Genomic DNA, 16,702 nt, shown 5'->3' on the forward strand with positions numbered 1-16,702 from the left:
GTATTTCACCCTAATACTTTCTATATTGAACGAATTTAAATTAACAATAAACTAAAATTAATTAATTTTGGTTTAAATAATTAAAAGTTATTAACCCTAATTAAAACTTTTTTAATGAAGAAAAGTGTAACCCTTAAGCCAAAGAAAATACTGAAAACCTCAGTAACTAAAATCTCTAACAATTTATCTAACAAATCTAAATTAGAAATTGAACTAAATACTATGTAATAAAGTATTTGGTCATTTTTTGTTTTACTCCATTTTTTACATCTATTAGAAGATACAATAAAATCAAAATCTAACAATTAATATTATCCCTAAATCCAAAACCTCTAAAGTCTTGCATCAAGGAAAATAAAAATTGTAACCCTAATTATAATTTTTCACACTATGAAAAAACAAATTACTCTTTATCAAACCAAAAAGCTTAACCCTTATCTTAATTTAAGGCGTTTTAAGAATTTATTAGTTCTTGTAATTTTATTTACTTCTTTAGGTTTCTATGCTCAAAGTCAAAATAGTATATCCGATGATTCTCAAGGTAAAATGAGTATACGTCAGAATGCACAATCGAGCGCTAAGTCAAATACTAAATTTGCTGTAGAAGATTTATCTATAATTAACTCATATACAAATAGAACTGGTGTATGTTCTCCTGAAACTTCTTTAATTATTACAGAAGATAGTAGTTGGGGAATTTCGAGATCTACTATTAATAATAGTGGTGTCCCTTCTTTTTGTTTAAGCTTAAATGATGATGCTCCAGATGTTGATGATATTTATAATACTACCTTAACACCTAGTACAGATATTAGTTTTGCTAATAATAATTATACAACTAATCAAATTTTAGATAAAGTACAACGTACTCTGGCTGTAATGACACATTCAAGTTATGCTCCAAGTTCACAACCTTCATCTCTTACAGATAATTTTCATAGAGCAATTGCAGTAACAGTTTGGCATTGGACAAACAATTTAGACACAAGTAACTATAATTACACTTGGACTGGTAATAGTGGTAATACTTACTCTGTAAGTAACCTAATAAACTGGGTAAACAACGGAACATTACAACCTTCTGAGGTTTTTTGGTTATTACCAGAAAATAACAGTAATCAACCTGAAGTATTATTAAACGAAAATACTTCTTCAGACTGTTGTCCTACTCCTCCTTCTATTACTACTAGTGTTAGCGCTGCTACTTCTGGTAATAATGGGAAAATTACATTAGATTCAAATTCTGGCGGTTTATATTATGGAATAAGTTCAGCAAATGCAGGAAGCTATAATGGACCAACAACTATTGTAACTGCCACTGAAATCCCAGGTTCATTACCATCAACAATTTTATCAACTGGCGCATCAACTGGTGGTACATATATTGTTAGAGTGTTTACAAATATAGATGGTTGTTATACAGATTATACAGTTACAATTCCTCCAAATACAGGGCAAAGTTGTACATCTGTTTATGCAACATATCAAAGTGATCAAAATAATGTAAACGGAAGAAATAATGTTTCAGGTGCTGCAGATGGTAATTATGCAGAAATACATAGCAGTAATCAACAATTAATTTTAGATTTTAATCAGATTTTCCCTGCTGGAACTGAATACAAAATTACTTGGAAAAAGAAAAGTGGAGCAAGTGGAACTGCATATATTGATTTATCTGAATCTACTTCTTCTAACTCTGGTTTTACAAATCATCCAACCTCACCTAGTACTTCATCTACTAGTTTTATAACAACTACTGTAACATCAAATTCTGCTTTTAGATATTTAGCTTTTGATAAAGGAAATATAAACAATACAGATTACGATTTAGATGCTGTAGAAGTAAGTGTTTGTGTTAGTTGCGATGTTGCTGATAACACAACAACAACAGCTTCAATTACAGAAAGCGAAACAAAAACTTTAACTGGTTCACCTTCAGGTGGTACTTGGTCTGTTGTTTCTGGTGGTGGTGCTATTAATGGCACTACATATACTCCAGACGATGTAAATACTAATACAACAGTAACCTTAAGATATACAATTGCTGCTGATGGATCTTGTGCTGCAACAACTGACGATGTTACTTTTAATGTAACTAGTTTAAATTGTGATAGGACTAGCCCTACAGCACCTGCATTAGATTTTAATATTTTTACTTTAAACAGTTTAAGTTTACAAACAAACGAAACAGAAGGTAGCGTTGCTACTGGAGGAGATTTAACTGTTTTAGGTAACTACCAAGTTGCAATTAATAACCCAGGTACTTTTCAAGTTAACAATACTCCTATTGGTTTATTAGTTGGTGGTAAAATAAATTATCAATCTGGTAATTCTTTACAAGTAAATAGTAATAGCTATGTTAAAATTGGTAATGGCCAAGGATCTAATGTTTGGTATACAGATCAAAATAACGCATATTCAAATATAAGAATAACACCAAGTACTAATTACAATTCTACACCTAGAATTGACTTACAAACTAACGCGAATAATTTAAATGTTTCAGCTACAAATAACCCTGTATTTGAAAGTAATTTAATAGACTTTACAAGTGCATTTCAAACACTACAAGCCAATTCTATAACATTGTCTCAAAATGCGAATAATGCTCAATTAACTAATGCTAATGGGCAATCTATTTCTAATACTTCTTTACCAAATCAAATAAAAATTAATTTACAAGATGGTATTAACTATTTAAATGTTACTGGTACAGATTTAAACAATGTTGATGTTATTACGTTTAACAATGCACCAAGTGCTTCTAAAGTTTTAGTAGTTAACGTAAATGCATCTGGAACTTTTAACTGGGATGTTTGGAATCAATCTGCTATTTCTCAGCAAAATGCACCTTATATTATTTACAATTTTTATAACGCAACAACGCTTAATATTGTAGGTAACCCAACCATTGTTGGTTCAGTTTTTGCTCCTTTTGCAAATATTAATAAAACTGTTAATCAATCTAATTTAGAAGGTCAAGTAATTGGTTTATCTTTTAATCATGCAGGTGGACAAGTTCACACTGCTAATTTCACACCTGCTTTAATCAATTGTGCTGAAGTATCTTGTGATGTAGCTGACAATACTACATCTACAACTTCAATCACAGAAGGTGAAACTAAAACACTTTCAGGTTCACCTGCTGGTGGTACTTGGTCTATCATTTCTGGTGGTGGTTCTATCTCTGGTAATACATATACTCCAGATGATATCAACACTGATACAACTGTTGTAATTCGTTATACAATTGCTGCGGATGGTGACTGTGCTGCTACAACTGATGATGTTACTTTTACAGTGACTCCTGTGTGTGATGTAGTTGCTGATAATACAACGTCTACGGCTTCTATCACTGAAGATGAAACAAAAACTTTAACTGGTGCTCCAAATGGTGGTACTTGGTCTATCGTTTCTGGTGGTGGTACTATTTCTGGAACAACTTATACGCCTGATGATATCAATACGGATACTACTGTAGTGATTCGTTATACAATTGCTGCGGATGGTGACTGTGCTGCTACAACTGATGATGTTACTTTTACAGTGACTCCTGTTTGTAATGTAGTTGCTGATAATACAACATCAACAGCTTCTATAACAGAAGACGAAACTAAAACACTTTCAGGTGCGCCTGCTGGTGGTACTTGGTCAATCGTGTCTGGTGGTGGAACTATCAACGGAACAACTTATACTCCAGATAATATCAACACAAATACAACTATTGTAATTCGTTATACTATTGCTGCGGATGGTGACTGTGCTGCGACTTCTGATGATGTTACGTTTACAGTAACTCCAGTGTGTGATGTAGTTGCTGATAATACAACATCAACAGCTTCTATAACAGAAGACGAAACTAAAACACTTTCAGGTGCGCCTGCTGGTGGTACTTGGTCAATCGTGTCTGGTGGTGGAACTATCAACGGAACAACTTATACTCCAGATAATATCAACACAAATACAACTATTGTAATTCGTTATACTATTGCTGCGGATGGTGATTGTGCTGCGACTTCTGATGATGTGACTTTTACGGTTACTCCTGTTTGTAATGTAGTTGCTGATAACACTACTTCTACTGCTTCAATTACAGAAGACGAAACTAAAACACTTTCAGGTGCGCCTGCTGGTGGAACTTGGTCAATCGTGTCTGGTGGTGGTTCTATTTCAGGTTCAACTTATACTCCAGATGATATCAACACGGATACAACTGTTGTAATTCGTTATACAATTGCTGCGGATGGTGACTGTGCTGCTACAACTGATGATGTTACTTTTACGGTTACTCCGGTTTGTGATGTAGTTGCGGATAACAATACGTCTACTGCTTCTATTACGGAAGACGAAACTAAAACACTTTCAGGTGCGCCTGCTGGTGGTACTTGGTCAATCGTGTCTGGTGGTGGAACTATCAACGGAACAACTTATACTCCAGATAATATCAACACAAATACAACTATTGTAATTCGTTATACTATTGCTGCGGATGGTGACTGTGCTGCTACTTCTGATGATGTTACTTTTACAGTAACTCCAGTTTGTGATGTAGTTGCTGATAATACAACATCAACAGCTTCTATAACAGAAGACGAAACTAAAACACTTTCAGGTGCGCCTGTTGGTGGAACTTGGTCAATCGTGTCTGGTGGTGGAACTATTAACGGTTCAACATATACTCCAGATGATATCAACACTGATGCTACTGTGGTAATTCGTTATACAATTGCTGCTGATGGGGACTGTGCTGCAACTTCTGATGATGTTACGTTTACTGTTACTCCTGTATGTGATGTAGTTGCTGATAATACAACATCTACTGCTTCTATCACTGAAGATGAAACAAAAACTTTAACAGGTGCTCCTACTGGTGGTACTTGGTCTATCGTATCTGGTGGTGGTTCTATTTCTGGAACAACTTATACTCCAGATGATATCAATACTGATACAACTGTAGTGATTCGTTATACAATTGCTGCGGATGGTGACTGTGCTGCAACCACTGATGATGTTACTTTTACAGTAACTCCAGTTTGTGATGTAGTTGCTGATAATACAACTTCTACTGCTTCAATAACAGAAAATGAAACTAAAACGCTTTCAGGTGCGCCTGCTGGTGGTACTTGGTCAATCGTATCTGGTGGTGGTTCTATTTCAGGAACAACATATACTCCAGATGATATCAATACTGATACAACTGTAGAGATTCGTTATACAATCGCTGCTGATGGGGACTGTGCTGCAACTTCTGATGATGTTACATTTACTGTTACTCCTGTATGTGATGTAGTTGCTGATAATACAACATCTACTGCTTCTATCACTGAAGATGAAACAAAAACTTTAACAGGTGCTCCTACTGGTGGTACTTGGTCTATCGTATCTGGTGGTGGTTCTATTTCTGGAACAACTTATACTCCAGATGATATCAATACTGATACAACTGTAGTGATTCGTTATACAATTGCTGCGGATGGTGACTGTGCTGCAACCACTGATGATGTTACTTTTACAGTAACTCCAGTTTGTGATGTAGTTGCTGATAATACAACTTCTACTGCTTCAATAACAGAAAATGAAACTAAAACGCTTTCAGGTGCGCCTGCTGGTGGTACTTGGTCAATCGTATCTGGTGGTGGTTCTATTTCAGGAACAACATATACTCCAGATGATATCAATACTGATACAACTGTAGTGATTCGTTATACAATTGCTGCGGATGGTGACTGTGCTGCAACCACTGATGATGTTACTTTTACAGTAACTCCAGTTTGTGATGTAGTTGCTGATAATACAACTTCTACTGCTTCAATTACGGAAAGTGAAACGAAAACTTTAAGCGGTTCTCCTGCTGGTGGAACGTTCTCTATCGTTTCTGGTGGTGGTTCTATTTCTGGAACAACTTATACTCCAGATGATATCAATACTGATACTACTGTCGTGATTCGTTATACAATTGCTGCTGATGGTGACTGTGCTGCTACAACTGATGATGTTACTTTTACAGTAACTCCTGTTTGTGATGTAGTTGCGGATAATACAACATCAACAGCTTCTATAACAGAAGATGAAACGAAAACACTTTCAGGTGCGCCTGCTGGAGGTACTTGGTCAATCGTATCTGGTGGTGGTTCTATTTCTGGAACAACATATACTCCAGATGATATCAATACTGATACAACTGTTGTAATTCGTTATACAATTGCTGCGGATGGTGATTGTGCTGCGACAACTGATGATGTTACTTTTACAGTAACTCCTGTTTGTGATGTAGTTGCGAATAATACTACTTCTAATGCTTCAATCACGGAAGACGAAACTAAAACACTTTCAGGTGCGCCTGCTGGTGGTACTTGGTCAATCGTGTCTGGTGGTGGTTCTATTTCAGGTTCAACTTATACTCCAGATGATATCAATACGGATACAACTGTTGTAATTCGCTATACAATTGCTGCGGATGGTGACTGTGCTGCTACAACTGATGATGTTACTTTTACAATAACTTCTGTTTGTGATGTAGTTGCTGATAACACTATTTCTACTGCTTCAATAACAGAAGACGAAACTAAAACACTTTCAGGTGCGCCTGTTGGTGGAACTTGGTCTATCGTATCTGGTGGTGGTTCTATTTCTGGAACAACTTATACTCCTGATGATATCAATACTGATACTACTGTCGTGATTCGTTATACAATTGCTGCGGATGGTGACTGTGCTGCTACTTCTGATGATGTAACGTTTACGGTTTCTCCAGTTTGTAACAACCCAGTAAATACAGTGCCAGGAACTCAAACAATATCTGAAAATACTGTAAGACATAGTATTAGCGGTATAAGTGTTACAGACCCTGATTCTGATATCGCTAAAGTAAGGTTAACAGTATCTAATGGAACTTTAGGAGTTATTGTAAGAGTTAGCAATAACAGTCCTGTTACATTTAATGGCCCTGGAGATATTACAATTACAGGTACAGAAAGAGTAATAAATTCTTACTTAAGAACCTTAGTTTATAGTCCAAATTCAGGTTTTTATGGTACAGACATTTTAACTATGACATCTATGGATAATTGTATTACTTCTTTAAGTGATATTGATACAATTGATATTATAGTTACACAAGTTTGTGAAACTGCTGATAATACAACATCAACAGCTTCTATAACAGAAGATGAAACTAAAACGCTTTCAGGTTCGCCTGCTGGTGGTACTTGGTCTATCGTGTCTGGTGGTGGTTCTATTACTGGAACAACATATACTCCAGATGATATCAATAATGATACTACTGTTGTAATTCGTTATACAATTGCTGAAAATGGTTCTTGTGCTGCAACCACTGATGATGTTACTTTTACAGTAACTCCAGTGTGTGATGTAGTTGCGGATAACACAACTTCTACTGCTTCAATTACAGAAGACGAAACTAAAACACTTTCAGGTGCTCCTACTGGTGGTACTTGGTCTATCGTATCTGGTGGTGGTTCTATTTCTGGAACAACATATACTCCAGATGATATCAATACTGATACAACTGTTGTAATTCGTTATACAATTGCTGCGGATGGTGATTGTGCTGCTACTTCTGATGATGTAACTTTTACGGTTACTCCATTATTAGGAAGTATTGGTGATACTGTTTGGTATGATGCAAATAGTGATGGTTCTTTACTTGGTGAAAATGGTTTACAAGGAGCAACTGTAACTTTAGACCCAGGAACTCCTGGAGATGCAAGTGATGATGTAACCACTACAACAGATGTAAATGGTAACTATTTATTTGATGATTTGGATGCAGGAGATTACACAGTAACTGTAGATGTAAGCACAGTAACTGGTGGTTTACCTACAGGAGTAACAATTGCAGATTTAGTACAAACTTATGATAATGACGGAACAGGTTCTGCCAATACAAGTGATGTAACTTTAGCTTCTGGAGAAAATAACTTAGACCAAGACTTTGGTTATGTTGGTGATAATGGTTTAGGTTCTATAGGAGATACAGTTTGGTATGATACAGATGGAGATGGAATTAAAGATGCAAGCGAAGCTGGTTTAGGTGGTGCAACTGTAACTTTAGATCCAGGAACTCCTGGTGATGCTAGTGATGATGTAACTACAATTACAGATGCAAATGGTAATTATTTATTCGATAATTTACCAGCTGGAACTTACACTGTTTCTGTTGATGTTAGTACTGTAACTTCTGGTATCCCTGCAGGTAAAACTCCAGCTGATTTAGTACAAACTTATGATGATGATAGTGTTGGTACTCCAAACAATAGTACCATTAACTTAGCACAAGGTGAAGATAACTTAGATCAAGATTTTGCATATATCGTGCCAACAGGTGGAACTTCTGGAGGAAACTCTGGTGGTGTTGAATCTGAATCTTTAGGTGATGCAATCTCTAAAATCTACGTAGGTAGAAAAAAGAATTCTGTACCAACTCAATTTGTAAAATCAAGTGAAAACTTATTTAACAAAGCAAAATTAAAATCAAAACAACCTTACCAAGGTAAAGGACAAACAATGTTAGATATGTTCCCAGCGCAATTATATGCTGGTAATGTAGCAAACGTTACTTCGCCTACAGATATCTTAGATTACACAATTGCTGATGAAGTATTGTCTGTAGATTTCTCTTTAAATGGTGAAACAAAAGGTGTTGTTTTAGGAATTAAAACTTCTGATAAAATTTATAATCACACTAAAGCGTCTTGTGATCGTTTAAGAGGTGCTGAGATTTTAAACATTCAGAAAGTACAAATTCAAGGGTATAATTTCTTAATGCAAGGTATCAAACAAAGAAGTGGTGAGATAGAATATGCAATCTCTTTTGCAACTGCTAAGAATAATAACGATGCAAATTATACCATTCAAACGAACTGGTATGTTAACAATTATACTAAGTTTAATGATGTGTATAACTTCCAAGTATGGTCTACAAGACCAGCTGATACTCAGAAGTTAGTTGCTGATATTTTAAACAACTTAAAAACTTATATTCCTGTTGCACAAACAGAAGTACAGAAGTTTCCAGAAACGTATGCTTCTAAAATTTACAGAGATAAAGGAGAATTAGTTGTAGCATTAAGAAGTACAGAAGAAGGTAATACTGCAGATATTTCTATGGTTGAATTGTATTCTGAAACTGCAAATAACATCAAACACAGATATAATACTGTAAGTACAGAAATTCAACAGAGTTTAAGAGTTGATATTGCAGATGGTTATGAGTATGATGCTTTAATTAAAGTTGAAGATGAAGTTGAAGATGCATTCTATCACGCAGATGGTAACTGGGGATTAGATTATGATTCTAGATACACAGAAATCAAGAACTACTTTGTTTGGAATGATTTTGATAGAGAATATCAAGATGATGAATATACAATCAACAGAAGTGTAGAGTTACAAGCAACAAGTGATTATGATTACTTAACAGTATACAAATCATTATTACCTGGTACTTTATCAGCAGATTATTCTGAGTACAATTATGTAGCCTTTACAGCTAAAGGATCTGGATTAATGGAATTAGGTTTACTAAAATCATCAATCGAAGATTGGACAGCTCAATATAAAGTAATGGTAGATTTATCTGAAGAAGAGCAAACATACTATGTTCCTTTTGATGTATTTACATCAAGCGCAACTCAAGAAAAATTAACTGCAGAAGATTTAACAATGTTAACCTTTACTTTTTTACCTGTTGAAGCAAACACAACTGAATTAGATTTAGAAATCTCTGATGTGAAGTTTACGAAGATTGCAAACGAAGATCAAATCATCGAAAAAATCGAAACTTTTGAAAATGAGTTTATGGCTTACCCTAACCCATCAAAAGGAAATGTAAACTTATTGTTATTCAGTGAAACTGATACAGAAGCTACAGTAACTTTATCTGATGTAACAGGTAAAGTAATTTACAAAGGTAAAACTCAGTTAAACGCTGGTAAAAACGAATTAGAGTATAACTTTAAAGTAAAAACAGGCGTTATGTTATTACAAGTAACATCACCAGAAACTGATTATGGAACATCTAAAATTATTTTTAGATAGATATAAATAAGTGTAAATAAGTTGGGGGATTTATTTATTAAAAGACACCTTAAGACTTTAACCTTTTAAGGTGTCTACAAAAAATCAATAGTTTGAATAATTTTTAGGGGTATTAATTTGAAACTATTGACTCCAAGAGAGCTGATTTATCAGCTCTCTTTTTTGTTTACCACAACTCCCTCTCCTTTAAAAAAAGAAAATCAATATTTGACATTTCACTTTTTCATTTTATAAATAAGTTTTTGATTCAATTAACATTCGTATTTTTGTATCAACAACAAACGGAAGATGTCACAAGATTTAAGCAACTATAGAAAATCATACGAAAAACAAGAACTCTTAGAAAATAATTGTCCAGAAAATCCTATAGAACTATTTCAAACCTGGTTTAGAAATGCAGACGAATCAGAAAGTGTAGAAGAAACAAATGCAATGCATATTTCTACAATTGGTTTAGATGGTTTTCCTAAAAATAGAGTTGTATTATTAAAAAAAATAACTTGGGAAGGGTTTATATTTTACAGTAATTATACTTCAGAAAAAGGAAAAGCAATAGAAAAGAATAGCAATATCTGTTTATCTTTTTTTTGGCCAAGTTTAGAACAACAAATCATAATTAAAGGACAGGCAGAAAAATTAGCAGAAAATCTATCTGATGGTTATTTTGAATCTAGACCAGATGGTAGCAAACTAGGTGCTTGGGCATCTAACCAAAGTACGGTAGTTTCGTCGAGAGAAGAATTAGACAAGAACCTAAAAATGTTCGAAAGAAACTTTGAAGGTAAAGAAATTTTAAGACCAGATCATTGGGGAGGATATTTAGTAAAACCTATTTCTATAGAATTTTGGCAAGGCAGGCCAAATAGAATGCATGATAGATTAAGATATTCTTTACAAAAAGATTTCTCTTGGAAATTAGAGCGATTAGCACCTTAATTTTTATATTTACAATTCATTAACCAAATTAAATGAAAACACTTTATATAGTTCGTCATGCAAAATCTTCTTGGGAATATTCAGGAATTGATGATATAGATAGACCTCTAAAAAAAAGAGGAATTAAGGATGCCCATTTAATGTCTAAGTATTTGGCAAAAAATATTGAAAGACCAGATGTTTTTGTATCTAGTAGTGCAAATAGAGCCTTACATACATCTATTATATTTTGCGAAAACATGGGATACCCTTTAGCTAACCTTCAAATAAATAGACAGTTGTATAGCTTTAGTGATGGTTATTTGGTAAAAACAGTATGCGCTTTAGATGATGCTTTTAACTCCGCAATTATTTTTAGTCATGATCATGGTATCAATACTTTTGTAAATAAATTTGGTAATAAACCTATTGCACATGTAACTACTTGTGGAATTATTGGTATTCAATTCGAAGAAAAACATTGGAAAAACATCAAAAAAGGTAAAACTTTTATGGTAGAATTCCCTAAAAATCTAAAATAATTTCGGCTTGTTAGAAATAAAAAAATATGGTGCCATAGATATTGGTTCAAATGCAATAAGACTTCTAGTTTCTAATATTGTTATTAAAAAAGGGAATGATATTCAGTTTAAAAAATCATCTTTAGTTCGTGTTCCAATAAGATTGGGTGCAGATTCTTTTGTAAAAGGCATTATCAGTGATGAAAATATTACTCGAATGATCGATGCTATGGAGGCTTTTAAACTTTTAATGAAAGTACATAACGTAGAAAAGTACAAAGCCTGTGCTACTTCTGCAATGAGAGAAGCAAAAAACGGAGCAGAAGTAGTAGCACAAATTTTAAATAAAACTGGTGTACAAATAGATATTATTGGTGGTAAAGAAGAAGCTGCAATTATATCTTCTACAGATTTAAGCAAACTTATTAGCGGAGACAATTCTTATTTATATGTTGATGTTGGTGGTGGAAGTACAGAATTTACTATTTTTTCGGCAGGGAAGATTACAACATCAAAATCCTTTAAAATGGGTACAGTTCGTTTATTAAACAACAAAAAATCGGTTAACAAAGCGATTTTTGCTGATGTTGAAAAATGGATTAAAAAAAATACTAAAGATTTAAAAAATTTAGCTTTAATTGGTTCAGGAGGTAACATCAATAAGCTCTTTAAAATGTCTGGTAGAACAGAAGGAAAACCAATTTCTTACATCTACTTAAATGCACAATATCAGTTCTTAAAAAAGATGAGTTATCAAGAGCGAGTTTCTGAATTAAGTTTAAACCCAGATAGAGCCGATGTTATAATTCCTGCTACTAAAATTTATCTTTCTGCCATGAAATGGAGTGGAGCTAGTAAAATATACGTTCCAAAAATTGGTCTTTCAGACGGAATTATAAAAAGTTTATTCTACAATAAGATATAAATTCTCATTTTTACACTCGGTTTTTAAATGTTTTTAGTACATTTGGCTTAATGTTAATCACTGAATTCAAAGTATTTGTTAATGTTAAAAATCATGAAAAAAAAATTACTTAGTATTGTTTTGTTACTGGTAGCTGCTTTTGTTTATGGGCAAGATTTACCAGAAAACCCTGAGCCGGGAAAGTGTTATGTTCGTTGTAAAACTCCAGATATATGGAAAAATGAAACAGTTCAAGTAGCTGTAGCTCCAGAATATAAAAAAATCATCACTTATCCTGCTGAGTATAAAACAATTCAAGAAAAAGTTCTTATTAAAGAAGCAGGTCAAGAAATTTTAATTGTGCCAGCTGTTTGGGGTTCTCAAGAAGTTACTTACTTTGAAAAAGAAGATGCTTCTAAATTAGAAGCACAAAAAGCTGTTTTTGTACAAGGTTTTGAAACTGTAGAAATTAAAGCTGCATCTGCTAGCTGGCAAATGAGCGAAAAATTACCAAACTGTAATTCAGATAATCCAGATGATTGTAGATATTGGTGTTATAAACCATTACCTGCAGAATTTAAAACAATGCCAGTAGAAAAACTTCAAAGTGATGCAAGTGTTGTAGAAATTCCTATTCCAGGAATTAGAAAAACTTACCAAAGAAAAGTAATGGTAAAACCACCAACAACTTCTATCGTAAAAACTGAACCAGTTTATAAAACAATTGAAAAAACAGTTTTAGTTAGTGATGCTAGAAAAGAAGAAATTATAGTACCAGCTGTATACAGATCAATTACAAAAGAAATCTTAGTTAAAAAAGGAGGTTTAACTTCTTGGAAAGCTGTAGACTGTGAGTTAGTCGATAATACTCCATTACCAATTAATTGGGATTTTTCTAGTGCTGTGTTAAACGAGGGCGCTAAAAGAATTATCGATGCAAGGTTATTACCTATTTTAAAACAAGGTATGGCAGTATTTATTGAATCTCACACAGATATGAGAGGTACTAAAAGTGATAATCAAGCTTTATCTGATAGAAGAGCAAAAGCAGTAACTGATTATTTAATCTCTAAAGGAATTAACTTAAGCCAATTATATGCTAAAGGTTTTGGAGAATCTAGATTACTAAACAAATGTTCTGATGGTGTTGTTTGTTCAGAAAATGAGCATGCTGTTAATAGAAGAACAACTTTTAGAGTTGTGAATCAAAACTAATCAAATAAAAAACTTATTAATAAAAAACGAAGCACATTTGCTTCGTTTTTTTTATATAACTATATGTTAAATATTTCTTAAAATTAATTTTCATTTTTTTTTGTGACTTCCTGAAAATTTTGTGTCAAAACTATAACAATTAAAGTTTTACTAACAAAAAAAACAAAAACCAGTTTAAATCATGAAAAAATTTTTATTAAGCAGCGCATTTTTGCTTTTAACAGCAAGTGCATTTTCACAAGTGTTAACATTACCTCAAAATCCAGAACCAGGTAAATGTTACGTAATGTGTAAAACTCCAGAAGTATGGAAAAACGAGCAAGTAACAATAGAAATATCTCCTGCATACAAGAAAATCGTTACTCATCCAGCAGAATACAAAACTGTAACCGAAAAAGTATTAATTAAAGAAGCTACCGAAAAATTAGAGATTGTACCTGCAGTTTGGGAAACTAAAGCAATTAGCTATATTGCAAAAGAAGATGCTAACAAATTAAATGTTATAAAAGCAGTTTTTTCACAAGATTCTAAAACTATAGAAACAAAAGCTACATCTGCTAGTTGGCAAATGAGTGGTAGAAAACCAGGTTGTGAATCTAGCGACCCAAATGATTGTAGATATTGGTGTTATAAACCAGTACCGGCAACTTATGTTACTATACCATTAACAAAATTAGCTTCAGATGCTAAAACAGAAACTACAAAAGTAGCAGGTTTCGAAAAATCTTATAACAGAAAAGTTATTGTACAAAAAGAAACTACAAAAACGGTTACAATTCCGGCTGTTTATGGTACTGTTCAAAAAACAGTTTTAGTTAAAGATGCTTGGCAAGAAGAAGTTACTGTACCTGCAGAATTTAAAAGCGTTCAAAAAGAAGTTTTAGTAAACAAAGGTGGATTAACATCATGGAAAGAAGTTGAATGTGAATTAGTAGATAATACTCCATTACCAATAAACTGGAACTTAAACAGCGCTACATTAACGCCTGCTGCAAAAAGAATTATCGATTCTAGATTATTACCAATCTTAGAAGAAGGTGTTGCAATTGCGCTAGAATCTCATACAGACTCAAGAGGAACAAAAGCTAACAACCAAAATTTATCTGATAGAAGAGCAAAAGCTGTACGAGCTTACTTAATTTCTAAAGGAATTAACTCAAGTCAATTATCAGGTACTGGTTTTGGTGAGTCTAAATTATTAAACAGATGTGCTGATGGAGTTGTTTGTTCAGAATCTGAACACGCAGAGAATAGAAGAACTACATTTAGAGTAGTTAATCAACAATAAAAGTTCTTATACCCTATATAAAACGAAAAACGAAGCAATAATTTGCTTCGTTTTTTTTGTTTTTAATACTTTTTTATTACAGATTCAAAATAAGGATAATAATACTCTGTCATTACATATCCCTTTTTCTCTGCTAATTTTTTCCCTCTAGAATTAACCATCATTAAATTAGGAAAAGATTTTACTTTATATTTTTTCTGTAAATATAAATTTTCTTTCATTTTAGCTGGTGCAACCAAATCTCTTCTTCTTGGTATATCAACTTCTAAAAGCACCAATTCTTTGTCAGATAAATTTTTAAACTTTTCTGTACTAAATAAATCTTTATCTAGAATTTTACAAGGACCACACCAATCTGACCCCGTAAAATAAATTAAAACAACTTTTCTTTCCTTTTTAGCTTTCTTTAAAGCTTCCTTATAAGTAGGAATCCAATTTAAGTTATCTTTACTAAACTCATTAACCTCTAGCGTATTTACAGCTATTTCTTGAGAGAATGAGCTTTGTATGGTTAACAAACCAATAATAAAAATTCCTATTAATTTATTCATAATACATTTAGTTTCTTCAAAAATATCAAAAATAATACCATTATTAAAATTTAAACCGTGACATGCTAAATAATATTGTGTCATATAATTGTTAAGTAATCATTTTAAGAAAACTTTTAACAAAAATTCAAAAAGCAAAAACCGGTGTTTATAACATCGGTTTTATTGTATATGGTTGATAATTTTTTGATTAAAATCTTCTTTTTGATTGTCTAAAAAACGAGTTTCTATTTCTATGTAAAAAAGTTTTTCTAGTACATCTGATAATCGAGTGTAATCTTTTTCGGTGGTTAAAATTATTTTTTTATCTGATGTAAAAACATTAAACTTTTCTTTTATTTCTTTTATTTCTTCGAATGAAAAATGATGATGATCTGCATATTTTAAATGATTATAATTAATTTTATTATCATCTAAATAATTTAAAAGCGGATTTGGATTTGCAATACCAGTAATCAACAGAACTTGATAATTCTTTAGATCATCAACCGAAATTAAATTTTGTTTCGACTTAATTTCACCATAAGAAATTGTTGTAAAAAAAACTTCTTTTTGATATTTCTTTAACTTCCTTTTTATAGATTCTTGTTGATTAAAATCTAAATTATTTGGACATTTCGTAACAATAATTACATCTGCTCTTTTTGCTCCACTCCTACTTTCTCGTAAATTCCCTGTTGGTAGCAAAAAATCTTTCGTAAATAAATCATTGTATTTAGTTAGTAAAATATAAAAACTCCCTTTTATTTTTCTATGCTGATATGCATCATCTAACAAAATAACATCTGGTGATTTTTGTTGAATTAAATTTTGAACTCCTTCTACCCTATTTGCATCAACAGCAACAGTAATATTTGTAAACTTTTTAAAGTATTGTAAAGGTTCATCACCAACATCTAAAGCATTATGAAAGTTATTTAACAACACAAAACCTTTAGTTTTACGCTTATAACCTCTACTTAAAACCGATACTTTAAAAACGTCTTTTAATAGTCTTATTAAATATTCTATTTGAGGCGTTTTACCTGTACCCCCAACACTTAAATTACCAACAACAATAACTGGAGTTTTAAAGGAAGTTTGTTTAAAAACACCAACATCAAAAAATAAATTTCTGATGGTTGTTACAGCATCATAAATAATTGCAAACGGAAATAATAAAAATCTAAGAAATTTCATTCATACGAAAATAAGTCATTTTTATGGATTGATGAATTGAAAATAGTAACTTTGAAGTTAGAATCAATTT

The 16,702-nt window shown here is 32.6% G+C and carries 8 protein-coding genes; 6 read left to right on the top strand and 2 right to left on the bottom strand.

Features of this window, described 5'->3' with window-relative positions; genetic code table 11:
* Positions 1-390: 390 nt before the first annotated feature.
* The 6 genes from BW723_RS17335 (at position 391) to BW723_RS17360 (ending at position 14,902) form a co-directional block, all read left to right on the top strand.
* Positions 391-10,059, top strand: coding sequence for a choice-of-anchor A family protein (locus BW723_RS17335; RefSeq protein ID WP_076686445.1), 9,669 nt, complete (start codon positions 391-393; stop codon positions 10,057-10,059).
* 288 nt (positions 10,060-10,347) lie between these two features.
* Positions 10,348-10,995, top strand: a complete 648-nt coding sequence (gene pdxH, locus BW723_RS17340; RefSeq protein ID WP_068358261.1) for a pyridoxamine 5'-phosphate oxidase — start codon at positions 10,348-10,350, stop codon at positions 10,993-10,995.
* Between the two features lie 32 nt (positions 10,996-11,027).
* A complete protein-coding gene (locus tag BW723_RS17345; RefSeq protein ID WP_068358264.1) occupies positions 11,028-11,516 on the top strand; it encodes a SixA phosphatase family protein in 489 nt (162 codons plus the stop codon).
* Positions 11,517-11,523: 7 nt separating this feature from the next.
* Positions 11,524-12,420 carry a Ppx/GppA phosphatase family protein gene (locus BW723_RS17350; protein WP_068358268.1) on the top strand — a complete coding sequence of 299 codons (897 nt, stop codon included), beginning with the start codon at positions 11,524-11,526 and terminating at the stop codon, positions 12,418-12,420.
* Between the two features lie 93 nt (positions 12,421-12,513).
* On the top strand, positions 12,514-13,614 hold the full coding sequence (locus BW723_RS17355) for an OmpA family protein (RefSeq protein WP_068358271.1): 1,101 nt from the start codon (positions 12,514-12,516) through the stop codon (positions 13,612-13,614).
* 181 nt (positions 13,615-13,795) lie between these two features.
* The gene (locus tag BW723_RS17360; protein WP_068358274.1) at positions 13,796-14,902 is read left to right on the top strand and encodes an OmpA family protein; all 1,107 of its coding nucleotides are present in this window, start codon (positions 13,796-13,798) and stop codon (positions 14,900-14,902) included.
* 62 nt (positions 14,903-14,964) lie between these two features.
* Here BW723_RS17360 and BW723_RS17365 read toward each other — a convergent pair whose 3' ends face one another.
* The gene (locus tag BW723_RS17365) at positions 14,965-15,537 is read right to left on the bottom strand and encodes a thioredoxin family protein (RefSeq protein WP_139059073.1); all 573 of its coding nucleotides are present in this window, start codon (positions 15,535-15,537) and stop codon (positions 14,965-14,967) included.
* 78 nt (positions 15,538-15,615) lie between these two features.
* Positions 15,616-16,632 (bottom strand): tetraacyldisaccharide 4'-kinase, encoded by a 1,017-nt coding sequence (lpxK, locus tag BW723_RS17370; protein WP_068358277.1) that lies wholly within the window; start codon positions 16,630-16,632, stop codon positions 15,616-15,618.
* Positions 16,633-16,702 lie beyond the last annotated feature (70 nt).

The sequence above is a fragment of the Polaribacter reichenbachii genome (assembly GCF_001975665.1).
In the GTDB taxonomy this organism is placed as follows: domain Bacteria; phylum Bacteroidota; class Bacteroidia; order Flavobacteriales; family Flavobacteriaceae; genus Polaribacter; species Polaribacter reichenbachii.

Excerpts from the sequence above, each read along its gene's own strand:
- BW723_RS17335 (WP_076686445.1), top strand. The coding sequence starts at position 391 with ATGAAAAAACAAATTACTCTTTATCAAACCAAAAAGCTTAACCCTTAT.
- lpxK (WP_068358277.1), bottom strand. The coding sequence starts at position 16,632 with ATGAAATTTCTTAGATTTTTATTATTTCCGTTTGCAATTATTTATGAT.
- BW723_RS17360 (WP_068358274.1), top strand. The coding sequence starts at position 13,796 with ATGAAAAAATTTTTATTAAGCAGCGCATTTTTGCTTTTAACAGCAAGT.
- pdxH (WP_068358261.1), top strand. The coding sequence starts at position 10,348 with ATGTCACAAGATTTAAGCAACTATAGAAAATCATACGAAAAACAAGAA.
- BW723_RS17355 (WP_068358271.1), top strand. The coding sequence starts at position 12,514 with ATGAAAAAAAAATTACTTAGTATTGTTTTGTTACTGGTAGCTGCTTTT.
- BW723_RS17345 (WP_068358264.1), top strand. The coding sequence starts at position 11,028 with ATGAAAACACTTTATATAGTTCGTCATGCAAAATCTTCTTGGGAATAT.
- BW723_RS17365 (WP_139059073.1), bottom strand. The coding sequence starts at position 15,537 with ATGACACAATATTATTTAGCATGTCACGGTTTAAATTTTAATAATGGT.